The sequence below is a fragment of the Corynebacterium sp. HMSC06C06 genome (genome assembly GCF_001807295.1).
In the GTDB taxonomy this organism is placed as follows: domain Bacteria; phylum Actinomycetota; class Actinomycetes; order Mycobacteriales; family Mycobacteriaceae; genus Corynebacterium; species Corynebacterium striatum.
Genome location: NZ_KV788491.1, coordinates 15633 through 38109, shown reverse-complemented (window position 1 = coordinate 38109; position 22477 = coordinate 15633). Strand labels below are relative to the sequence as shown.

At 64.2% G+C, this 22477-nt stretch carries 18 protein-coding genes; 7 read left to right on the top strand and 11 right to left on the bottom strand.

What is annotated here, in order from left to right:
* Positions 1-22: 22 nt before the first annotated feature.
* Complete coding sequence (locus HMPREF3153_RS06195; protein WP_049062260.1) at positions 23-1108, top strand: ATP-grasp domain-containing protein; 1086 nt, start codon at positions 23-25, stop codon at positions 1106-1108.
* Here HMPREF3153_RS06195 and HMPREF3153_RS06190 read toward each other — a convergent pair.
* The 5 genes from HMPREF3153_RS06190 to trmB are packed head-to-tail and all read right to left on the bottom strand — an operon-like array spanning position 1105 to position 6137.
* Positions 1105-1452 carry a DUF3054 domain-containing protein gene (locus HMPREF3153_RS06190; RefSeq protein ID WP_005529505.1) on the bottom strand — a complete coding sequence of 116 codons (348 nt, stop codon included), beginning with the start codon at positions 1450-1452 and terminating at the stop codon, positions 1105-1107. The genes HMPREF3153_RS06195 and HMPREF3153_RS06190 overlap by 4 nt on opposite strands.
* On the bottom strand, positions 1453-2463 hold the full coding sequence (locus HMPREF3153_RS06185) for a lysylphosphatidylglycerol synthase transmembrane domain-containing protein (protein ID WP_046645886.1): 1011 nt from the start codon (positions 2461-2463) through the stop codon (positions 1453-1455).
* On the bottom strand, positions 2460-4757 hold the full coding sequence (locus tag HMPREF3153_RS06180; RefSeq protein ID WP_070420340.1) for an MMPL family transporter: 2298 nt from the start codon (positions 4755-4757) through the stop codon (positions 2460-2462). Before HMPREF3153_RS06180 ends, HMPREF3153_RS06185 begins: the two co-directional genes overlap by 4 nt.
* Positions 4758-4764: 7 nt before the next feature.
* Positions 4765-5361 carry an NYN domain-containing protein gene (locus HMPREF3153_RS06175; RefSeq protein WP_005529510.1) on the bottom strand — a complete coding sequence of 199 codons (597 nt, stop codon included), beginning with the start codon at positions 5359-5361 and terminating at the stop codon, positions 4765-4767.
* Complete coding sequence (trmB, locus tag HMPREF3153_RS06170; protein ID WP_005529512.1) at positions 5361-6137, bottom strand: tRNA (guanosine(46)-N7)-methyltransferase TrmB; 777 nt, start codon at positions 6135-6137, stop codon at positions 5361-5363. Before trmB ends, HMPREF3153_RS06175 begins: the two co-directional genes overlap by 1 nt.
* 407 nt (positions 6138-6544) lie before the next feature.
* Here trmB and HMPREF3153_RS06165 point away from each other — a divergent pair, with 407 nt between their 5' ends.
* Positions 6545-8362, top strand: a complete 1818-nt coding sequence (locus HMPREF3153_RS06165; protein ID WP_070420339.1) for a phosphoenolpyruvate carboxykinase (GTP) — start codon at positions 6545-6547, stop codon at positions 8360-8362.
* A gap of 70 nt (positions 8363-8432) precedes the next feature.
* Here the strand turns inward: HMPREF3153_RS06165 and HMPREF3153_RS06160 are convergent, their stop codons facing one another.
* Positions 8433-9173: a class I SAM-dependent methyltransferase gene (locus HMPREF3153_RS06160; RefSeq protein ID WP_070420338.1), complete on the bottom strand. Its 741-nt coding sequence runs from the start codon at positions 9171-9173 to the stop codon at positions 8433-8435.
* 24 nt (positions 9174-9197) lie between these two features.
* Here HMPREF3153_RS06160 and HMPREF3153_RS06155 point away from each other — a divergent pair, with 24 nt between their 5' ends.
* A complete protein-coding gene (locus tag HMPREF3153_RS06155; RefSeq protein ID WP_049062264.1) occupies positions 9198-10295 on the top strand; it encodes a glycosyltransferase family 4 protein in 1098 nt (365 codons plus the stop codon).
* On the opposite strand, the gene HMPREF3153_RS06150 is transcribed toward HMPREF3153_RS06155, so the two are convergent.
* Entirely contained in the window at positions 10222-11691 is a 1470-nt protein-coding gene (locus HMPREF3153_RS06150; protein WP_141740924.1) for an MmpA family trehalose lipid delivery protein, read from the bottom strand. The two genes, HMPREF3153_RS06155 and HMPREF3153_RS06150, sit on opposite strands and share 74 nt — an antisense overlap.
* A complete protein-coding gene (locus tag HMPREF3153_RS06145) occupies positions 11678-12772 on the bottom strand; it encodes a PorA family protein (protein ID WP_246817174.1) in 1095 nt (364 codons plus the stop codon). The genes HMPREF3153_RS06150 and HMPREF3153_RS06145 overlap by 14 nt, the downstream gene beginning before the upstream one ends.
* A gap of 106 nt (positions 12773-12878) precedes the next feature.
* Here HMPREF3153_RS06145 and HMPREF3153_RS12425 point away from each other — a divergent pair, with 106 nt between their 5' ends.
* The gene (locus HMPREF3153_RS12425) at positions 12879-14009 is read left to right on the top strand and encodes an acyltransferase family protein (protein ID WP_083280964.1); all 1131 of its coding nucleotides are present in this window, start codon (positions 12879-12881) and stop codon (positions 14007-14009) included.
* Here the strand turns inward: HMPREF3153_RS12425 and HMPREF3153_RS06140 are convergent.
* Genes HMPREF3153_RS06140 through HMPREF3153_RS06130 form a run of 3 tightly spaced genes read right to left on the bottom strand, consistent with a single transcriptional unit; the run spans position 13904 to position 17870 of the window.
* A complete protein-coding gene (locus tag HMPREF3153_RS06140; RefSeq protein ID WP_210385559.1) occupies positions 13904-17101 on the bottom strand; it encodes an alpha-(1->3)-arabinofuranosyltransferase domain-containing protein in 3198 nt (1065 codons plus the stop codon). The two genes, HMPREF3153_RS12425 and HMPREF3153_RS06140, sit on opposite strands and share 106 nt — an antisense overlap.
* Before the next feature lies 1 nt (position 17102).
* Complete coding sequence (locus HMPREF3153_RS06135; RefSeq protein ID WP_005529528.1) at positions 17103-17300, bottom strand: DUF2613 domain-containing protein; 198 nt, start codon at positions 17298-17300, stop codon at positions 17103-17105.
* Between the two features lie 60 nt (positions 17301-17360).
* Positions 17361-17870, bottom strand: a complete 510-nt coding sequence (locus HMPREF3153_RS06130; RefSeq protein WP_046646137.1) for a universal stress protein — start codon at positions 17868-17870, stop codon at positions 17361-17363.
* Positions 17871-17998: 128 nt separating this feature from the next.
* On the opposite strand from HMPREF3153_RS06130, the gene HMPREF3153_RS06125 reads away from it, so the two are divergent.
* The 3 genes from HMPREF3153_RS06125 (at position 17999) to HMPREF3153_RS06115 (ending at position 22074) form a co-directional block, all read left to right on the top strand.
* A complete protein-coding gene (locus HMPREF3153_RS06125; protein ID WP_083280963.1) occupies positions 17999-19090 on the top strand; it encodes a glycoside hydrolase family 3 N-terminal domain-containing protein in 1092 nt (363 codons plus the stop codon).
* 48 nt (positions 19091-19138) lie between these two features.
* Entirely contained in the window at positions 19139-20824 is a 1686-nt protein-coding gene (locus tag HMPREF3153_RS06120; protein WP_210385558.1) for a VanW family protein, read from the top strand.
* Positions 20825-20943: 119 nt separating this feature from the next.
* A complete protein-coding gene (locus tag HMPREF3153_RS06115) occupies positions 20944-22074 on the top strand; it encodes an ABC transporter ATP-binding protein (protein ID WP_246817173.1) in 1131 nt (376 codons plus the stop codon).
* Positions 22075-22477: the final 403 nt, after the last annotated feature.

Sequence of the window (22477 nt, the reverse complement as noted above, 5' to 3'; positions counted from 1 at the left end):
CTTGGTCGGCGCATTCCCTCGGATGCCGCACGGTCATCATCAGCTAGGCATGCTTCGAGATGCCGCTGCTCGCCAAGGCGTAGAGCTCATCGAATTAGACGGAAAGAACCTCGACGAGGCGCTCGCTCGGAAGGAATCAACTGGATACAGTGACTGTGAAGGCTACGTATGCTTCCGCGAAGACTACACATATCAGACCGCTCTTCTCGACGATTCTGGTAACGCTCCAGAGGACGTAGCTAGATTGAAGCGGAAGGATGAGGCTCGTCAATGCTTGCGCGATGCTGGTTTCGAACAACCGGCGACGGCAGAGGAACCGCGAGATATACCAGGTCCTTGGGTCGTGAAGCCCCGCAGCGGATCAGGTAGTGCTGGAGTGAGTGTTCACACTGATCTCGAGAGTGCGAGGGAGGCGCTCCGAACACTGTCGGACGGCTTCGTCGAAACATTCGTCCAAGGCACTGAGTTTTCAGCGGAGGGATACTTCTACGCCTCCGAACCTGTCGTAGTCGGTATCACTGATAAGAGGCTTGAGGGCGTGGTGGAAATCGGCCACCGTTACCCTAGCGTCCTTCTCTCCGATCATGAAGAAGAGATAGCCGCATCTGTCATTTCTGCCCTAAACACATGGGGACTGAACGCGGGGCTCTTTCATGTCGAGGGCTGGTGGGTGGACGGCCAGGGGGTGGTTCTAGGTGAAGGGCATGTGCGCCCAGGCGGCGACTTCATTCACCTACTTGTCAGTTCTGTACATGGTGCAAACATTTTTGATCCTCTCATTGCAGATGCTTTGCGCCAGCACGGTAGAAAAAACGCTCTTAACGATGGATTTGTCTTTCCTCAACGGCGCGATGGTCACAGTAGCGCTGTTCGCTATATCCAAGTCCCTCCCGGAACTATCACAGCCGTTAGTGGGGTCGAAGAAGCGCTATCGGAGCCAGGAATTCTTGCTGGCTATTGCACAGCGGAACCTGGTGTAAGGGTGGAGACTGCGAGTTCTTCAACAGAGCGACTTGGTTGCCTCGTAGCGCATGCCTGCGGTGGAGAAGATCCGGAAGATATTCTGGATCGCGCAATGGGTAAGTTGCGGATTACCGTGAGCAATTAGGCACGCGAGCGGGACGCAAAGGCCGCGATGGCGCGCCAGCCAAAGAAGAATAGCGCGGACATCACGGTGGCCACGATGAGGAAGGACCAGTGCGGCAGACGCCCGTTGACCAGCATCCACAAAGCCATGCCGCCGATGACGGCGCTCAGCCACACCACGGCGCCCTCCTTCCACAGGCCGCTTAGCTTCGTGGCCATGATGATGACCCAGCCCACGAGCGCGCCCACGGTCCACGGCCAGAAGGCATCAACCCAGGAGCTAAAGCTCAGGCCACCATGCGCCAGGCGGGCGAGGATGGCGAAGAAGGCGAGAGCGAGGATGTCGATAAGCGGGGCAACGCGCATTTAGGATTCCTTCCGGTTCAACGCCGCGTAAGAAAAGCCATCGCGGGCGTAGTGAGCGAAGTAGATGACCCATCCAATGATAGTGATGAGCGCAAAAGAAATAAGCCGGTAGATGATGGCCGCGGAGGTGGCGTGCACCACGGTCAGGCCTGTCGCCACCAGAGGGGTGATGAGCGCGGCCTCCACCGTGCCCAGACCACCCGGGGTGACCTGCGCGGAGCCAGCCAGCTTCGCGGCGAGGAAGGCCAGTGCAACGCCGGCCAGGGTGGTGTCATCAGCACCCGCGCGCAGCCACGGAATCTCCCCGGTTACCGCCCACACGGAAGCCCATAGCGCGGCCATATCGGCCAGGCGGTGCACCAGAGACGCACCAGCAACCACAGCAAAGGGGCCGCGTGAAAGGTGGACCTCGCCGAGGTTGCGGACCTCCTGAATCGCGCGGTCCCGTTTCGGGCCGGGCCGTAGCTTGCGCAGCCAGCGCTCAAGGGTCACCGGGTGCGAGGTCAGCCAGAAGATGCCGCCGAGTGCCGCGAGCATGAGGACAACCGTGGTGATAAGCGATCCCAAGGCCATATCGGCATTGAGGAAAAACACCCCGCCGAGCCCAATGAGCGCGAGGAACATCGAGCTAACAATCGAGGACAAGAACAGGAAGTAGCTGCACAGCGCCACCGACGCGTCCCAGCGGCGCTGCACCTGAAAAGTGAGCACTGCGGAAAAGGCGGGGCCGGCGGGCAGGGTAGTGGACCACGCGTTGGAGGCCAGAGTAATGGCGTAGGTTTCACACAATGGGACCTTGACGCCGCCGGCGCCGATGAGTCGCTTCATCACTTCCGCCATGCCCGCGATGGACAGCAGCGCGAAGAACACCACCAGCACCACGGGGAAAGGTTTGGCGTGGCGCAGACGGCGCAATCCCTCGGAGATGAAGTCCAGCTGGTCGCGGAAGAACCACGCCAGCGCGGCCAGAATCAGCAGGGAGATTATCCAGGTCAGCCAGTTCTTCTTCATCGACCATCCGTGGAATTGAGGCGCTTGACCAGCTCGGAGAAGGGGATGAGCTCCTCGTCAGTATCGGCACTGCGGTCCCCGCGTACGGCGGCTTCGTTCGCCCTGCTTGCCGACGCCCCCTCCTCCGCGAGTACCTGGCTGGCCGCGGGTGCTGGGGCCGGGGCTGCAGCCACAGCAGGATGCTGCGCAGCGACGGGCTCGGGGGAGTCGCCGCCCAGGCGGTGGGTCAGGCGGGTGAGGAAGCGCGGGGCCCACCAGTTGTCCTCACGCAGCAAGTGCATGACGGCGGGAACGAGCAGCATGCGGACAATGGTGGCGTCGAAAGCCAAGGCGAAAATCATGCCGAACGCGATGTACTTCATCATCACGATGTCGGAGAAGCCGAAGGCACCCGCCACCACAATCATGATGAGCGCCGCCGCAGTGATGATGCCGCCGGTGTGTGCGGTACCGCTGGCGATGGCATGATCCGTGGACTGCCCCGCGCGCCGGGCCTCGACCATGCGCGAGACCAGGAAGACCTCGTAGTCCGTCGAGAGGCCGAAGACGATGGCGATAATCAGCACCAGAATTGGGCTCATCAGCGGACCTGCGGTGAAGTTGAGGGCGTCGGAACCGAAGCCGTCGACAAACATGAGCGTGAGGATGCCCAACGTGGCGCCGAGGGAAAGTAGCGTCATCAAGATGGCCTTAATCGGCAAGATAAACGAGCCGAATACCAGCGACATCAGCAGGAACGTCGCCACCACCACGTACAGCGCCATCCACGGCAGCTTATGGAAGAGCGCGTCCAAAGACTCCACCTCCATCGCCGGCGTGCCACCGACGTAGAGCTCAACGCCCTCCGGCGCCTCAATCTGCTCGAGCTCGTGCACGATGCGGGCGTAGTCGTCGCGGTCCTCGATACCTGCGGCCAGGACGGTGGTGCCGTCCTTAGTCGGCGTGGTCGGGCCCATGGGCTTGGTGAGGCCGTCGAGCTGCCGCACTTGCATGACGACGTCGACAAGCTGCGCGTTCGTCGCATTCGTCACCACGAGCTTGACTGGCTCCGTGCGGAAGGAGGGGAACTCCTCGTTGAACTTGTCCTGCGCCATGCGGGTCTCGTGCGTGGGCGGCAGGTAGGTCTCGTTGATGCCGCCGAACTTCACGCCGAGGACCGGCAGTGTGAGCGCGATGAGCAGGGCGCAGATGCCTACGGTCATCAGCTTCGCGTGGCGCATGGCCCAGCGTGGCAGCTTGTACCAGAAGGTGTCCTCGATGCGGCGCGCACGGCGAGAGGTCTTGCGCACGGAGAACTTGTCGATGTTCTTGCCCAGCAGGCCAAACAGTGAAGGCAGCACGGTCACCGAAAGCAGCGCCGCGAGGCCGACCGCAGAGATGGAGCCGTAGGCCACGGACTTTAGGAACGCCTGCGGGAAGAGGAACAACCCAGACAGAGCCACGGCGACCATACCCGCGGAGAAGACCACGGTCTGGCCCGCGGTGGCGGTGGTGGTAGCCACGGCCTCGCGGACATCGCGGCCTTTGTCGAGCTCCTCACGGAAACGGGAGACCATGAACAGGCCGTAGTCGATGGCCAATCCCAAGCCGAGGAGCGTGACGACGGCCTGCGCAAAGACGTTGACCTGCTGGAAGCCGGCGAGGACGGACAGGATGCCCAGGGAACCGAGGATGGACAGGCCGCCGACGACAAGCGGCATAAACGCCGCCACGACAGAGCCGAAGACGAAGAGCAGCAGCAAGCCCACGAGGGGCAGGGCGGCCTTTTCGGCGCGGGAGATGTCGTTGGCCATGCCTTCGTCGAGGGCGTCCGCCACGGCGGTGGCGCCGCCTACTTCGAGGGGGACGTCGGTGGCAGTGAGGTCGTCCTCGATGGCGCGGAAGTCTTTGAGGGTCTGCTCGCCGTCGCCCTTGAGGCTGATGGCGGCAAACGCCGTGGTGTGGTCGCGGTTGACCAGGTTGGGGTTCTTGGTATCGAAGTAGCTGGTGATGCTCTCGATTTCCTGCGGGTGGTTGGCCTTGAGCTCGGCGAGGTGCGCCTTGGCGGCGTCGAAGTTCTTGTCGGGATCAGCAAAGAGCAAGACGACGTCGCCCGAATTGTCACGGCCGAACGTTTCTTGCTCGATTTTCGCCGCGCTTGTCGACGCCGCACCCGGGTCCTCCCAGCCCTCCTGGCTCATGCGCTCGCCTAGGCGGGTGCCGAAGCCGAAGAAGAGCAGCAGGATAAGTCCCACGATGACGAGTGGGACGACCTTGCGGTGGGCGTAGGAAAAACGGCCCCAAGCATAGAACATGGTTCTCCTAACGCTGTTTGAGCAGGGCGGTGAGTGGGCGGAATGGCTGCAGCCAGGCGCCGCCTTCGGGCAGATTGTCCAGGTTGATGCGCGGCAGCGGCTCGCGGAAGACGCCCTCGATGTCCTCGAGGTCGACGAACTCGATGTCTTCGTGGGTCACGGCCCAGGAGGCGTGCTCGTGGAAGCCGAGGACGCACACCGGCTTGCCTTCGGCGGCGAGTTCCTCGAGGAGGGACTGGAAGTTTTGGCCGTCGGCGGAGGCGACGATCACGCTGTCGAGGTTGTCGCGGTTTTCCTGGATGTAGGCGATCATGTCGGGATCGACGTCGTCGTCCTCGTGCAGCTTGGGCTTGGCAAAGACCGCGAAGCCTACGTTGCGGATGGCCTCGACCCAGGGGCGGATGACATCAGCGCCACCAGGGGTGACGTTGGTGAAGACCGCGGCCTCGGGGCGGGCGTCGTTTTGCAGGGCGATTTCTACGAGCCAGCGGCCGATGGCGTCGAAACGCGGGCGATGCGCCGCAGTGGGGCGGCCGCCCAGAATGGCGCCGAGCCCCATGTCCATGTTGGGGGCGTCCCAAACAAGCAGATAAGAGCCGGCCATTATTTCTTCTCCCACAGGTACTCGGTGATGACGTGGTCTTTTTCGAGGCCTTTGCCCTCGAACTTGGTGATGAGCTGGCGGTCGGTCAGCTGCGGGCATTCGGGCCAGGGCCAGCCCTTGAACTCGAGGCTGGGCTCGACGTCGACAAGCTCTGTGATCCACTCGGCGTAACCGGCGTGATCGGTGGCTACGTGCAGGACGCCGCCCTTCTTCAGGCGGGAGGCGAAGAGGTTGAGCGTGCCGGACTGGATGATGCGCCGCTTGTGGTGGCGGGCCTTGGGCCAGGGATCCGGGAAGAAGACGCGAATGCCGTCGAGGGACTCTGGTGCGAACATGCGGACCATGACCTCGATGCCGTCGCCGCGGATCATGCGGATGTTGTCGATGTCGTTGCGCACAACGGAACCCAGTAGCTTGGCCAGGCCAGGTTTGTAGAGCTCAACGGCGATGATGTTGGTGTCCTGCTCCTTCGGCGCCATCGCGGCGGTGGAGGTGCCGGTGCCGGAGCCAATCTCAACAATGGTTTTGGCGCCGCTGCGGCCGAACCATTCGTCGAGGTCGATGCGCTCGTCGGCGAGCATCTTGCCCAGGCGCGGCCAGTGCTCTTCGAAGAGGGCGTTCTGGTTGTCGGTGAGGGTGCCGCGGCGGAAGGTGACGTTGCCGAGGCGTGGGTAATCAAGATCGTTGCCGAATTCAGCGTTGAAGTCGGTCTGCAGCGGGCGGCCGTGTGGCATCTCGCCAGCTGGGGAGTTTTGAGGATTATCTGCAGTATTCATTGCCCATTATTGTTCCCTGTGTCTGGGTAACTAACAAAGTGCCGCGCCGCTAGGCCAGGGGGCATTCGTACGCATATTATGCACCGGATATAACCGGGTTGAGCTGCGAGGGGGTGAGTTCTTCCGTACAAAATGACGCGGCACTCGCGATATTTCAGCCCCATATTGGGGTGGGTAAAAGTCACATATGCTTAATGTCACACCAAGCGTACGCTTGTTTAAGTTGTGGTGAACGGTGTGGATATAACCACATTGGCTTTGAATGCCAAAGTTTAGCGGTAATTCACACCGACGTGGGGTTAATCTTGAGGTGAATGACCCATGGGGGACGTGTGCTCTGACTGTGTGCAGCGCATAGCCCTTGGCGATATACAACCTCACGAACCGGACCACTAGGAGATTCTTAGATGACCGCCACCATTAAAGGCCTCGTTGGCGAGCTGCCAACGAGCAACGAAAAGCTCATTTCTTGGATTAGCGAAAGTGTCGAACTATTCCAGCCGGAGCGAGTGGTCTTCGTCGACGGCTCCCAGGAAGAGGCAGATCGTCTCACAGCGGAGCTCGTGGAAAAGGGCACCCTCATCAAGCTGAACGAAGAAAAGCGTCCGAACTCTTACCTCGCTCGCTCTAACCCGTCTGACGTCGCACGTGTTGAGTCCCGCACCTTCATCTGCACGGAGACCGAGGAAGGCGCTGGCCCCACCAACAACTGGGCACCGCCGGCAGCCATGAAGGCAGAGATGACCGAGGCATTCCGCGGCTCCATGAAGGGCCGCACCATGTACGTGGTTCCTTTCTGCATGGGGCCTATCAACGATCCTGACCCGAAGCTGGGTGTCCAGCTCACTGACTCCGCGTACGTGGTCCTGTCCATGCGCATCATGACCCGTATGGGCGCACAGGCGTTGGAGAAGATTGGTGCTGAGGGCGATTTCGTCCACGCACTGCACTCCGTGGGCGCTCCGCTGGAGCCGGGCCAGGAGGATGTGACATGGCCGTGCAACGACACCAAGTACATCACCCAGTTCCCGGAGACCAAGGAAATCTGGTCCTACGGCTCTGGCTACGGCGGAAACGCCATCCTGGCCAAGAAGTGCTACGCGCTGCGCATCGCTTCTGTTATGGGTAAAGAAGAGGGCTGGATGGCTGAGCACATGCTCATCCTGAAGCTGACCAACCCGGAGGGCAAGAACTACCACGTCGCTGCTGCATTCCCGTCTGCTTGTGGCAAGACCAACCTCGCCATGATCACCCCGACCATCCCGGGCTGGTCTGCGGAAGTTGTGGGTGACGACATCGCGTGGATGCACCTGCGCGAGGACGGCCTTTACGCCGTGAACCCGGAGAACGGCTTCTTCGGCGTGGCGCCAGGCACCAACTACGATTCCAACCCGATCGCCATGAAGACCATGGAGCCGGGCAACACCCTGTTCACCAACGTCGCGCTGACCGACGACGGCGATGTCTGGTGGGAGGAGATGGGCGACGCTCCTGCGCACCTCATCGACTGGCACGGCAACGACTGGACCCCTGAATCCACCACAAAGGCTGCACACCCGAACTCCCGCTACTGTGTCCCGATTTCTCAGTGCCCAACTGCGGCACCGGAGTTCGACGACTGGAAGGGTGTCAAGATCGATGCCATCCTGTTCGGCGGCCGCCGCGCGGACACCGTTCCGCTGGTCACCCAGGCATTCAGCTGGAACCACGGCACCATGATCGGCTCCCTGCTCTCCTCCGGCCAGACTGCCGCAGCAGAGGGCAAGGTCGGCGCACTGCGCCATGACCCAATGGCGATGCTGCCGTTCATCGGCTACAACGCTGGTGACTACCTGCAGCACTGGATCGACATGGGCGTCAAGGGCGGTGACCGCATGCCGTCCATCTTCCTGGTTAACTGGTTCCGCCGCGGCGAGGACGGTCGCTTCCTGTGGCCGGGCTTCGGCGAGAACTCCCGCGTCCTGAAGTGGATCGTGGACCGCATCGAAGGCAAGGTCGACGCCGTCGAGACTGTCGTGGGCAACACCGCTCGCGCTGAGGACATCGACATCGAGGGCCTGGACTTCGACATCGAGGATGTCCGCGAGGCGCTGGCCGTCAACGCCGCTGACTGGGCTGGCGACATGGAAGACAACGCCGAGTGGCTCAACTTCCTGGGCGCCCGCGTTCCTTCCGAGGTCTGGGATGAGTTCCGCGCACTGAAGTCGCGCGTCGAGAACGCCTAAGCCAAAACTTAGGGCCTTCCCGCCCACCATCATGGTGAAGCGGGGAGGTCCTTTTGCACGCGAGAGACCTCTAGGCGCGCAGCACGATGACGAGGTTCGAAGTTAAGAATTCGCGCAGCACAGGCACGCGCGTTACCCACCACGCCCAGCTGGGGTGGTAGCGCGGAAAGGTGAGCAAAGCGTCATGCGCGGTGGCCCAGTTGAGGCCCTCGCGCGCGGAGACGTCGAAAAGCGAGGTGCCAAAGACGTTCTTTGGCGGGTGCCCGTGGCGGCGGGTGTAGCGGTCGCGGGCGAAGGCGCCGCCCACGTAGTGCTCCCACAGGCCCGTCTCGTGGCCGCCGAAAGGCCCCAGCCACACCGTGTAGCTCAAGATCACCAGCCCACCGGGCCGGGTCACGCGCAGCATCTCTTCTCCCATATCCCACGGATGCGGGATATGCTCGGCCACGTTGGAGGAGTAGGTGACGTCGAAGGTGGAGTCGGCAAAGGGCAGCTGCGTGCCGTCGCCGCGCACCGCGTTGGCCAGCTGAATTCCCGCGGCCGACATCTCGCCCGCATCGGGCTCAATGACAAAGTAGCGCGCCCCGCGCCCAGCGAAGGCCTCCGCGAAGTAGCCTGGCCCGCCGCCCACATCGAGCACGCGCGCGCCGGAAAGGGAGAGGCCGAGGTCGGTGCAGAGGGCGTCGACAAGCAGGGCGGTGTCGGAGGCCAGGCCACCGTAGAAGATGTCAGGCCGGGTCTGTTCGAAGCGGAAGGAACGCAGTAGCCGCCACGAACGCGCAAGCGTGGCCATGGCGCGGGTTTGTTTCATAACCCACTAGGCTAGTAGCTCGACATGAAAATTCTTTTACTGTGCTGGCGCGATTCCACCCACCCGCAGGGCGGTGGCTCGGAGCGCTACCTCGAGCGAGTGGGTGAGTACCTGGCGGCGCAGGGCCACGAGGTGGTCTTTCGCACCGCCCGGCACATGAACGCCGCCAAGCGGGAGCGCCGGGCGGGCGTGCTCTACTCCCGCGGGGGAGCGAAGTTCAGCGTGTATCCGCGCGCGTGGCTGGCTATCCTCGCCGGCCGGCTGGGGTTGGGGGAACTGAAGGGCGTGGACGTCATCGTCGATACCCAAAACGGCATTCCCTTCTTCGCGCGCTTGGTCTCGCCAGCGCCGACGGTTCTGCTCACGCACCATTGCCACCGTGAGCAGTGGCCGGTTGCAGGCCCCCTGCTGGCGCGCTTGGGCTGGTTCCTTGAGTCGAAGGTGGCGCCGCGGGTCTACCGTAATAGCCCCTACGTGACGGTCTCGCGGGCCTCGAAGCACGACCTCGAGGACCTAGGCATCAGGGGGGCGCGCATCATCGAAAACGGTGTGGATCCGCTGCCCGCGCACGTGCCGACGCTGGAGCGCGAGACCGCGATTCACCTGGTCACGCTCTCGCGGCTGGTGCCGCACAAGCAGATTGAGCATGCCATGGACACCGTGGCGCGCATGCCGGGCGCGGTCCTCGACGTCATCGGTTCCGGCTGGTGGGAGGCGCAATTGCGCGAGTATGCCGCGTGCATCGGGGTGGCCGAGCGGGTGCGCTTCCGCGGCCAGGTCACGGAGGATTACAAGCACGCTTTGCTCGCGCTTGCCGACGTCCATCTCATGCCCTCGCGCAAAGAAGGCTGGGGTTTGGCAGTGATGGAGGCCGCGCAGCACGGCGTTCCCACGGTGGGTTACACGTTTGGCTTGCGCGATAGCGTGGTCGCCGGGGAGACCGGCGTGCTCGTCGATACCGAGGACGAGTTCGCCCACGCCGTGCAGAAGCTGGTGGAAGACCCAGATGAGCGGCGTCGTTTGGGCGAGAATGCCCGGCAACTGGCGGCTAGGTACTCGTGGGAGAAGACTGGCCAGGCTTTCGAGAAGCTGCTTGGCGAGCTAGTGGAAAAGCAGCGCTAGCAAGCAGGAGCCAGAGCGTGGTCAGAGCCCACGGCACCGCGGGGGCAGGCGCGGCGGTCTCGGCGACGATGCGGCTATCGACCACCACGGCTCCCACCCCGAGTTCTTCCAGGGCGTCCATATCGCGGCGCTGCCAGGCATCGTGGGCGGCGACGTAAGCCGGCTGGGCTTGGTCCACTACCACGCCATCGACGATGAGCTCGCCCGACTCGAGCTTGTTTAACGCCTTGGAATACGGGTCCACGGCCACGCCGCCGCCGCGCAGGCTCACCAGCGAGGGGCGGTCGGGGAAGAAGGCGACGCGGCCGTCGAGGGCGTCGACAAGCTGCTGGTCCACCACGGGTTGTTCGGAGCGCGGGGCGAGCACGGCGACGTCGCGCGGGGCGCCGGGGGCTTGCAGGAGGCAGGCGAGGAGCCCTACCGCGGCAGGCAGATTCGGCAGCGCCCCCAACCCCGCGACGTAGAGGGGGATGGCGAGAAGGGTGAGCTTGGAGGCGTCGCGAAGCAGGCCCGCGCCAGGAACGTGCGCGATAAACCACCCCAGCGCGCCGGGGAAGAGCCACGCCCCGCAGGCCAGGCCGAGGCCGAGGGCGGCGAGGAGGTAAAGGGGGCGCCGACAAGCATGCTCTAGGTGCCGGGACCCCATGAACGCCAAGGCCGCGACGGCTAGGCCCGCGAGCGCGAAGCGGGAGGCGGGCACGGCGTCGGCGCTCCAGATTCCGCTCAAGCCCAGCAGTGCGCCCCCGGTGCCCACGAAGCCTTCCGCACGGGGAGCAAAGGCGGCGACCTGCGCGGCTGCGGAACCAGGTGCGGAGTTGTTGGACAGCGCCGGCACCAGCCACGGCAACCAGAGCAACACGCCCCCTGCGGCAAGCCGGAAGCGTCCGGTGACCAGCGCAATCACCACCCCGAAGACCCCGCCCGTGGGAGTCAGCGAGGACGCCCAAAGCGCGAGCCAGGAGACGGCGCGGCGTCGGTTAAGGCAGGCCCACGCCAGCACCGGCGCGAGCCACGCGGCTACCGCCAGCGACCACTGCCCCTGCAGAAGGCGCTCAAGAACGAAAGGATTGGCCACCGCACACGCCATCGCGGCAGCAGCCGCCAGCGGAGTGTGCGCCCACTTTGCCGCCCCCCACGCACTCGCCAAGGCGCTGGCCAGCACCAGAACACGCGCGAACCAATCGCCGCCCAGCAACGCCAAGACCCCATCTTGCGGTGCGTTGCGGGCAGGCAAGGTACCCAGCCCAAAGTTCGTGGCCGTCAGGCCCGGGTGGTGGAGTAACGCCATGTCACGCCACAGCAGCTCGCCCGGCACCAGGAAAGGCCAGCACACTGCGCCGACGAGCAGGAGACCCCACGCGACAAGGACGCGGCGGCTCCAGCTATGCGCGGTCACGGTGGCGGCGCATGTACAACGAGGCAGCATAGGCAAGCAAAACCACGCCGATAACCTTGCCGACCCACCCCACGATGCTCAGGATCTTCGCGCTTTCAATCGTGGTACGTACCGAATCGAGGCGCTCCTGCTTGGTGGCCTCGGACCACGACAAGTCGGCCTGGAAGAGCGCGCGGTCTGCGGTGTCATTTTCTTCCACCATCTGGCGGGCTTGGTCGGCGTCGGTGGCGAGGAAGATCTTGATGTCCTCGTGCACGTCCAGGATGGTGCCGGTGGTGGGCTCAACCCATACGTCGCGCTTGACGGTGTAGAAGGGCTCGAGGATGACATGCTCGGTGGGGCTCAGCCCGAAGCGCTCGAGGGACTCCGGCTTAAACATCGCCTTCGCAGGGCCCGAGCGGCGCAGCTGCTCTAGGTTGTCCTGCTGTGCAAAGCTCAGCGAGTCCACCACTGAAACCGGGTCGATTTCCTGGTGGAAGGAGTACGTGGGGATGCTCTCCCGCTTCTCCGTGCCCGTGAAGTCGATGGGCGCGGCCGTCTGCGTCATCGGGTCGAAGTACGGGTAGCTGCGCTGTTCTGCCTTGGCAGGGAAGAAGTAGCTGATGCCGTCGCGCTCGAAGTCCATGGAAGAAGCACCCGTGCCCAGTGGCGTGATGTTGAACTGCTGGGTGCTATTTAACCCTGGGATGGGATAGGCAGATTCGCGGTTGAGCAGGGAACTCTCTTTGAGCTCCGCGATGGTCTTACCGTCGGCCGTGACCTCGAGCGAAGAATCTGCGGAGGCCACGGCGTCGTCATTAGTAGCGGAGGTGGTGGTGACGCGCTTGAGCGTGATCACCCGGTCCTCGATGTAACAATAAAGCGGAGCCTGCTCCGATTCGCAGGCCGGGTCGCCGTGGGGATCGGCAGGCTTCTCGTGGTGCAGCGCGCGCAGGATGTTCAGCGCGGGCCCGGTGGCGGGCTCGGTGGTGACCGTGAAATTAAGGTTGAGCGGCAGCGGACGGGCCTGATTCTTATACAGCGGCGGGAGGACGGATCCAAGTAGAAGAAAGACAATCGCGGCGACGATCACCCTCGTCATCCGCGAGCTCCAATTAATCAGCCGCTTCATTACAGTAAAGTTCCAATCAGTTCGCTTGTGGCGTCATGGCCCTATGAATCTTAGCCGGAGGAAGGAGAAAACCGTTTTGGCTTCCTCAAAGACTGTACCCTGCCACCTTCCCGAGCTGGATGGATTGCGCGGATGCGCGGCCTTGGGGATCGTGGTCACCCACGTTTCCTTCCAAACTGGCACTGGATGGGGGATTGCGGAGCGCTTCGATTACTTCGTGGCGGTCTTTTTCGCGTTGAGCGCTTTTTTGCTGTGGCGCCGCCGCCATCTGCACACTACCCGGGATTATGCCTGGTCACGCGTGGCGCGCCTGGCGCCCGCCTACCTGGTGTGCGTGGTGCTGGTGCTCGCTTTGCTTCCCGACGCCCACTCCGTCACCCTCACCCAAGTGCTCAGCAACCTCACGAGCACGCAGATCTACGTGGTCGATGGTCTCGCGCCGGGTCTGACCCAGCTGTGGTCGCTGTGCGTGGAGTTCGCGTTCTACCTCGTGCTGCCGGCCCTGGCCTGGCTCATGAGGGGGTGGAACCGGCAGCAGCGGATGGCGGCCTTTCTGGCTGCAGCAGTGCTGAGTTGGGGCTGGGGTTTTGTGCCTTTCGTGGCGGACTTCGACAAAGGTGACGTCAATTCGCAGATTTGGCCGCCGGCGTATGCGTCCTGGTTCGTGGTGGGGTTGCTCGCTGCAGAGGCGGAGGGCCTGCGCCTTCCGCGCTGGGTGGAGCGGGCCCTGCGCATTCGGTGGGCGTGGTGGCTGCTGGCGGCAGGTTGCCTGTGGCTGGCCAGCCGCGAGTGGTTTGGCCCGCGGGGGCTGGAGCATCCGGAGCCGGGCGAGTTCGCGCGGCGCATCATTGTCGGTGCAGTGTTCGGTGCGTGCGTGATGGTGCCGGTGGCGCTGGCCCCGCGCGCGGAGAAAAGCGTGTTGGCGAGCGAGGTTTTCCAAGCGCTGGGCCGCTGGTCCTATTCGCTGTTTCTGTGGCACGTTGCGGTGCTCGCGGTGGTCTTCCCGCTGCTGGGGGTGCCGATGTTTAGCGGCTCGGTGGCCCACTTTGGCGTGGTCCTCGTGGCCACGGTGGCGTTGAGTCTGCTGGTGTCGGCGGTGAGCTATGTGGTGGTGGAGGATCCGGGGCGTCGGTTGTTGCGCGGCCACAGAACGCAGGCCAAGGCCGCGGCGCACAGGCAGGTCACCAAGACGGAGTCGCCGGCGTAGGCGCCGCTTGCCCAGGGGGCGCGGGCAAGCATGGCGCCCGCGGCCAGTGTGAGGGAGGCCGCCAAAGGAGCCGCGCTTAACGACGTCCACCTCAGCACCGCCCATGCCGCCACCCCTGCCAGTACGGCGGGCAGCCCCAGCAGGGCGAGGGTGCCCAGCCCGCATAGCGCCGCCACGGTGTGCGTGGATGCGTTGTCGGCGGGCAGCCAGGGCTCGCGTGGACGGCGGCGAAGTGCGAGCAGGCAACCGGCTACCGTGAGCAGTGCCAGCGCTCCGCCGAGACCCAGGGCCACCTGGTAGGGACGCTCGGCGACGAAGCTTTGGCGGAAGCTTCCGCTCGCGCCCGCCGGAATGACGTAGGCCTGGCCGCCGGCGTTGATCTCCCGGGGCTGCAGGTCCATGCTGCCGGTGGGGGAATCGAGGTGACCGCGCAGGCCCTCGTTGAAGGCGTCGCCGGTGATGAGGAGGCGCTCGGTGGAGGCGGCGGTGATGTCCCGGCCGGTGGCCGGGGTGGTGCTGGGCGGATTCCAGCCCTTTTCGCGCAGGCTTATCCACGTGCCCGTGGTGCGGACGCGGTGCTTGCCGGGGCGCAGGGTGAGGGTGTCGCCGGGGTTATAGCGCGCGCCGTCGATAAGCACGGTCTTTGTGGAATCGAGCGTGACCTGCATGGAACGCGGCGCGGTGAAGTCGCGGATGAGGATGCGGGAGTCCTGGAGCAGCTGCTGGAAGAAGAACTGCCGCACGTCCGGTGAGGTGTCTGGGACGGTGACCACGCGCTCTATGGGCGAGCCCATGACCTGTGCGTTGGCGATTCCCACCCGCTCTTTGAGTTCGATGCGGATAGAGTGCGTCGCACCGCCGGGCACGCGCACCTGGCGGGAGCGATAAGGCTTGAGCTTGACCTTGACCTTGGCGCTGCCCGAGCGCACGGTGACCTCGGTGTGGCCAGTGGCCATGAGATCGATGACGGGGGCGTCCCAGGCGGGCGTTTGGGGGTCCTTGTTGAGCTCGAGCCAGCCGGTGTCGCCAGGCGCTGGCCACCAGGCGGTGGAGTTCTCCCCGTCTACTGCGGAGGTGATGGAGCGCGCCGGATTGGCGCCGCCGAAGGAGTCGGCGTCGGCGGCAGACGAGGAGGCGCGGACCGTGCCGCCGTGGGACTCCACGGTGGTCAGCGGGCCTGCGGAGGGGTAGTCGCGCAGGCGGTTGTTCACGGTCGAGGGATCCTCAGCGCCCAGCGGGGCGGAGATGGGGCCGTCGAGGGTGCCGTAGTTGCGGTCGCTCAGGGTAGGGGTATCGGTGACGATGTCGGCGTTGCCCTCCACCAGCTCATACGCAGGCCGGTTGGCCGAATGCGCATCGAGGAAGGCCAAGGACTCGCCGCCGCCTGCGACGCGTACGGGCTCAGTGGTGCTGAGCGCTCCCGCGGAGTCTTGGTGCGGCAGGATGATGACCTCAACCTCGTCATTGGGGCCGAAAGCGTGGACCTGGCCGCCGTAAGAGGAGGCGTTGCGCCAAGCGGCTAGCTGCGAGTCGTCGCGGCCACTGGCCCCCTCGGTGGAGGCGAGGTCGTGGCGCAACAGGATCGCCCCGATACCTTGGCGTTGGAGTGCAGCGGTGCCGGTACGGGGATCGTCGTGAAGCGCGGCGACGATGCCATCGAGACCGCGGATGGCCTCGGGCGGAACCAGAGGGATGGCGTCGCGGACGGCCCAGGGGACGTCGAGAAGCGCCTGCGCCGGCTCATCGCGGGTCCAGCCCCAGCCTTGGCGCGCGAAGGAGGACTCGGGGAAGAGCAGCGTGCGGGTATCGCGGGCGGTGGCGTTGAGAAAGTCCGCGGCCTCGTGCCAGTAGTCGGGGACCGCGGAATAGGCGCCCTTGGGTAGGAGGCGGCCGGTCCACGCGGGCGAGAAGGAGGCACAGGCGAGCGCCGCCACCAGCACGGCAACCGCCTGCTTCCGGGAGGGACGCAGCCACGCGCGGCCCGAGTCAGGCAGCGAAAGGGGGGCGGTGGCCGCGGTGAATCCGAGCAGGAGCGGGATGCGAACTAGGGGGTCGAACTTGTGGAGGTTGCGCAGCGCCGCGAGTGGGCCGTCGAGAGCATGCAGGTACCACGCGGCGTGGGTGCCCAAGATGGCGATGCCCACGCACAGCATCACCGGCCATACGCGGGGCAGGCGGCTAAGCCCGTACAGGCCAACGGCCGCCACCGCGATGGTAACCAGAACGAAGAAAGGCTCGACGGCTAGGGCATATCCGGCGCTGCGTTCCGTGTCGACGAAGGGCGCCCAGCTGGTGGTGCCGCGCAGAATCTCCGGCAGGTTGAGCCAGCGGGTGGTGACAAAAGAGGACTCGATGAACTCGGTAAACGGAGGGGCGTAGCGGCCGAGTACTAGCAGCGGGACGATCCACCAGACCGATACCGCGGCGCAGCCGGCGAGCCAGGCCAGCCCGGGGCGCCAAGCGCGGCTATAGAACAGGACCACGGCGGCGGGCACGCAGGCCGCGAGCGTAGCCGTGGCATTGACCGCACCCATCAGCGCCACGGGAATGATGGCGGCCGCGGCGTCGCGCCAGTTCAGCTCGCGGCGCAGGAAAGGCAGTACGACCCAAGGCGCGAGCATGACCGGCCAAGTCTCCGAGGAGATGGCGCCCAGCGTGGTTAGCGCGCGCGGGGAGAGCGAGTAGAGCAGCGCGGCCAAGAAAGGCCACCAGCCGGGCGCTTGCCGCAGCGACGGCAGAGCGGCGAAAATGAGACGATGGAAGCCCCAAAAACCCACTCCGAGGACGAGCCACCACCAGAGGCGCTGGGCTATCCAGTCGGGGAGGAAGTCAGTGAGGAGAAAAAACAGGCCCTGTGGAAACAAGTAACCGTAGGCCTGGTTCTGCAGCTGGCCCAAGGTGAAGACCTCGGTGTAAGCGTGCAGGGCGCCGCGCAGAAACCCCAGTGGGTTCGCGGCGAGGTCATGTTTGGTGTCTGCGGCGGTCAGCCCAAAAGGCTGGCTAAAGACAATAATCGCTAGCACTAGCAGGCCGACAAGGTGCCAGCGCAGCTGCGGGCGGAGGGCTATGCCGCGGGAGAAAAAGCCACGCACATTAGTTGCGGGAGCCGTACTCCGGGCCACCCATGACGGCGTCGGAAGTAGACACAGCGTTGCCTGCCGGGACCACGTCAGCGTTGGAGAACTGCGCGATGCCAATCACCGTAATGACGCCGAGGGCGATGCCCACGACGGTGCTGCCCACGGCTGGGCCGAGGGTGCGCTTGTTGAGGGAGTCCGTCTCGAGTGCCATGGTCCTAGATACTAGCAGCTACACGGCGCAATTCCTGTACGAATCGCGCCGGGGATGCGGCTAGCTGTAGGCCTCGGGTTCCTCGTCGTCCTCGTCGTCGTCAAGCTCGGGCGGAACGATGAACACCGGAAGGCCCGCATTACGCACGATGTGCTCGGCAGTGGAGTTGGTCCACCAGCCGCGGAAGCCGCTGAGCGCGCGGGTGCCGGTGACGATGACGTCGACGTCGAGTTCTTGCGCGGCGTCGACAATGGCGGAAGCAATCGTGGTCACCGACTCCACCAGGTGAGCGCGGCCGCTCAGCCCCAGGCTCTCGGCGACCTCGATGCCCTGCTTGCAGATGCGCAGCGCCTCCTCGTAAGCGGGATCGTCCTCGACGTTATCCGGCGCTACGGTGGACTGGTGCAAACCCGTGCGGCTCACGGCACGCGCGGCCTGGCGGGCAACCGGTTCCCACGCCGTGAGGATTTCCACGCGGCGCGGGCGCAGCAGGCGGGCCGCGTGCTCCATGGCGCGGGCAGCGCGAGTGGAGCCGTCGTAAGCAATCAACATGGTCTCTGCGTTACTCATAGGGGCCATAGTAACCCCCTTCACGGCCGCTGCGTGGCCAATCGTGCACACTGGAGGGCATGCATCTTTCCCATTGCTTCCGTCCCGCGGCTGAATCTGCAGCCGCTTTTTCGCGTCCGCAGGTACGAGTGCGCGCAGCTGCCGTACTCGCCGCGGTGGGGCTCGGAAGTACCTTGGTGGCTTGCGCGGATGAGGAGGTCGCGCCGCCGGAAAACATGGCGTCGTCAAGCGCCAGTGCTACCCCACAGACCAGCGCCGCGCCCGCCGCAACGGACCGCCGGCAGCTGGCGGCCTCCCTGCTCATGCCGCCGGCCGTCAACTACGACGACGCACGCCAGAAGCTCGAAGCCGGCGCGGGCGGCATCTTCATCCCCAGCTGGGCGGACCCAAATCTGCTCACCGAAGAGGGCCGCAACATCGTGGCCCTGCGAGAGGAACTGGACCGCGACTTCAAGGTCTCCATTGATTTTGAAGGCGGCCGCGTGCAGCGCTTCTCCGAAGTCCTCGGGGCATTCCCGGCCCCGCAGCAGATGGCCGCAGACGGCAGCCCGGAGGATGTGGAGAGGATCGGCGCGGAGATCGGCGGCGTGCTCAAGGCACACGGCATCAACGTGGATTTCGCCCCGGTCCTCGACGTCGACGGCGGCGGGCTCGAAGTGGTGGGGGACCGCTCCTTCTCCACCGATCCGGCGCAAGCCGGTGAGTATGGCGCAGCCTTTGCCCGCGGCCTTGAGTCGGCCGGCGTCGAAGCCGTGTTCAAACACTTCCCAGGCCACGGGCGCGCCTCGGGGGATACCCACCTGGCTGAGGCCGTGACCCCGCCACTGGAGGAGCTCTACACCCACGAGTTCGTGCCCTTCGAGGAGGCCGTCCCCGCGGCCCCTGGGGCCGGCCTGATGATGAGCCACCTCGCTGTGCCGGGCCTGGGCGATGGCCAAACGGCGGCTTCTATCAATCCGGCCGCTTATAAGCTCGCGCGCGAGCATCTGCATTTCGAAGGCCCCATTTACACCGATGACCTGGGTGGAATGGCATCCATCGCGGATACGATGGACGTGCCGCAGGCGGTGGTCGCTGCGATTGGGGCGGGTGCTGACATGCCCTTGTGGTCCACTGACGGGGGCTTCGACGCGGCTATCGACGCCGTCGTGGCAGCCCTCGATGACGGCACCTTGAACGAGGGGCAACTGCAGGCTTCTGCCCGGCGTCTGGCGGAGTAAACGGGACCTTACTAGGAATGTTGCAGCTCGAACGATAGTCTTTAAGGCGTGAAAAAGGCAGTAGGACAGCAAACTGGCAAAGGCTGGCGCATCACCCTCGGCGTGATCGTCGGCCTTCTCCTGATCGCGGGCATCGCCTACACGTGGGACGTTATTGCTAATCAGGGCAAGGTTCCGCGTGCGACGTCCGTGGGCGGTGTGGACATCTCCAGCATGGAGCGCACCGCTGCGGTAGAGAAATTGGAGCGCGAGCTTGGCGACGTCGAGACCAAGCCCGTCAACGTCACCTCCGGGGAGAAGTCTTCCCAGTTAGTCCCTGCCGAGTCAGGCCTGACGCTGAACTACCAGAAGGCCGTGGACGGCATTCCGGATGCTTCCTATAATCCGGTGACTCGTCTGTTTAGCTTCGTAAAGGCTACAAAGGAAATCCCGGTCGCCGTTGATATTGACGACACTGCACTGGATGGTGCGCTGGAGCGCGTGAAGAACGAGCTCTCCTTCGCGCCGAAGGATGGCATGCTGGAGCTCAACAACGGCCAGCTTAAGGTGACCAAGCCAGTGCTGGGCCAGACGGTGGAGCCGGATGATTTGAAAAATAGCATCACCGAAAACTGGCTCGACCCAGCGGGCGTTGAGGTAGAGCCTGTCGAGGTGGAGCCCGCTATCAATGACGACGCGATTGAGGCGATGCGCACTGGCGAAGCCGCCAAGGCCCTCGACAACCCGCTCACCATCAACGGCGAGAACAACGTCGCGGGCACGCTGCGCAAGGACGAAATCGCGCAGTTCGTCTCCATTGAGGCGAAGGACGGCAAGCTGGAACTGAAGGTGGATACCCCGAAGGCGCAGCAGCTTTTCGAGGAGCGCATGGATGGCGCGCAGGTGCCGGGCCAGAATGCCAAGATTTCCTTCAGCGGCGACAAGATGAATGTGACTCCATCGGTCGATGGCTCGATTATCGACTGGGAGAAGACCTTGAAGGACTTCGACAAGCGCGTCAAGGGCGACGAGCGCACCTGGGATGCGGACTACAAGCCGGATCCGGCGGAGTACACCACCGAGATGGCGGAAAAGGCTACCTTCAACGACACCGTGTCGGAGTTTTCCACCGGCGGCTTTTCTGGCGCATCGGGCGAGAACATCCGCCGCGTGGCGGCGCAGGTCGACGGCGCTGTGGTCAACCCAGGTGAGACCTTCTCCCTCAACGGCTACACCGGCCCGCGCGGCACGGCGCAGGGCTACGTGGAGTCCGGCATCATCATCAACGGCCACTCCGGCACCGCAGTGGGCGGCGGCATCTCGCAGTTCGCCACCACGCTCTACAATGCCGCTTACTTCGCCGGCTTCGAGGATGTGGCCCACACGCCGCACTCTTACTACATCTCCCGCTACCCGGCCGGCCGCGAGGCTACCGTGTACGAGGGTTCCATCGACTTGCAGTTCAAGAACACCACGAACACCCCGGTCCGCATTGAGACCAGCTTCGGTGGCGGCAAGATCACCGTCCGCTTCAAGGGCGTGAAGACCTACAACGTGGAGTCTGTCAACAACGGTCGCTGGGCCACTACCCAGCCAACCCGTATGTCGGTGGGTGAGGATTGCTCGCCGTCGTCAGGCGCGCCGGGCTTTACTACCTCGGATACCCGCATTATTAAGGACCTCTCCGGCCGCGAGATTTCGCGCGAAACCACCACCACGGTCTACGACCCGCAGCCCATCGTCTCCTGCGGTTAGGTCATGGCTCGGCCGATGCACACCGCGGTGAAGGACCCGGCGGACGTCGATCAGCTGGCCCAGCACCCGATTGCCTTTCGCCGCGCACCCAGGTCTTTGCCTACCTGCGGCGCCAATCGTTGCAGTTCTTCACCAACAACCGCGGTGGGGAAATCCAGTCCCGCCTGACCAACGACATCGCGGCCATGCGCGGCACGGTGACCACCACGGCGACCTCCGTGGCCAGCAGCCTCACCATGACGGTGGCCACTCTGGTAGCGATGGTGGCGCTCACGCAAATCATTTTTGGCGTCATGCCAGCGCTGATCTATCTCGTCGCCGGCTTGGGCCCGGGGATTACCATTGGCACGCTCATCGCGTTTAGTACCCTGCAGACTCAAATCTTCCGCCCCATTACCGGCCTGCTTAACGTGGGCGCGCAGTGGGTGGCGTCCATGGCGCTGTTTAGCCGTGTCTTCGAGTACCTAGACCTGGAGCCCGAGCTCACAGAAGCCACCGAGCCCGCCCAGCTTGCCGACGCCTCCCTCACCCTCCAGCACGTTTCCTACCGCTACCCCGGCACCGACACCGACGCGCTTTCCGACGTCTCCCTTTCCATCCCCGCCCACACCACCACCGCACTTGTGGGGCATACCGGCTCCGGCAAATCCACGGTGGCCGCGCTCCTGGCGCGCTTGGCCGACCCGACGGAAGGCTCCGTGCTCTTAGGTGGGGTAGACCTGCGTGACATTCCTGCCGAGCAGCGCGCGGAGGTCATCGGCGTGGTCTCCCAAGAGATCTACCTCATTCATGGCACGGTGCGCGAGAACCTCCTCTTCGCGCAGCCGGATGCCAGCGAGGAACAGATGTGGGCGGCGCTTAACGCCGCCCGCGTGGATGAGGTCATCGCTGCGCTTCCCGAGGGACTCGATACTCTCGTAGGCTCGCGTGGCTACCGCTTCTCCGGCGGTGAGCAGCAGCGCCTCTCGCTCGCGCGCACGCTGCTGCGCCAACCCCAGGTGCTCATTCTGGATGAGGCCACCTCCGCCCTCGACAACGAAACCGAACGCGCTATCCAGGAAGCAGTCCTTGGTGCGGATGCGACCCGCCTGGTCATCGCCCACCGCCTGTCCACCATCCGCGATGCCGACCAGATCGTTGTCCTCGATGCCGGCCGTATGGTTGAGCGCGGCACCCATACCGACCTGCTGGCCCGCGATGGCGCTTATGCGGCGCTCCTTCGTGCCGCATCCGCGGCTGACGCTTCGTAGAGAGCTGCTCCAGAGAATCTTAACGCTATTAACTTTCAGTCATGTGGCTTGTTGAAAGCTGAGGATCTGAATGGCTTCGGAATACCCCTGGGCCTTCTTGGCGATACTTCCTTTTGTTGGGCTGCTGAAGGTTCTGAATTATCTGCTGGTATTGGCAGTATTAATGGTTGTTTTACTGTTGCTGGAGGGTGCTCTCCAAAAGCCATTCTTCTGTGTGATGGTTGCTTGCTATGTGACGGGGGTAAAATCGAATAGGTTTACCCCCTTAAATGGGTAATGTGTTCAATTTCACAGGAAGCTATATGGCGCTACAAAAACGTTTGTCGAGCTGCGAAAAAAGTTTTCACGCTAGCGTGGATGAAGCGGAACCTTGAGTGATCTGGCTGAATCTCCGGGGGGGGGG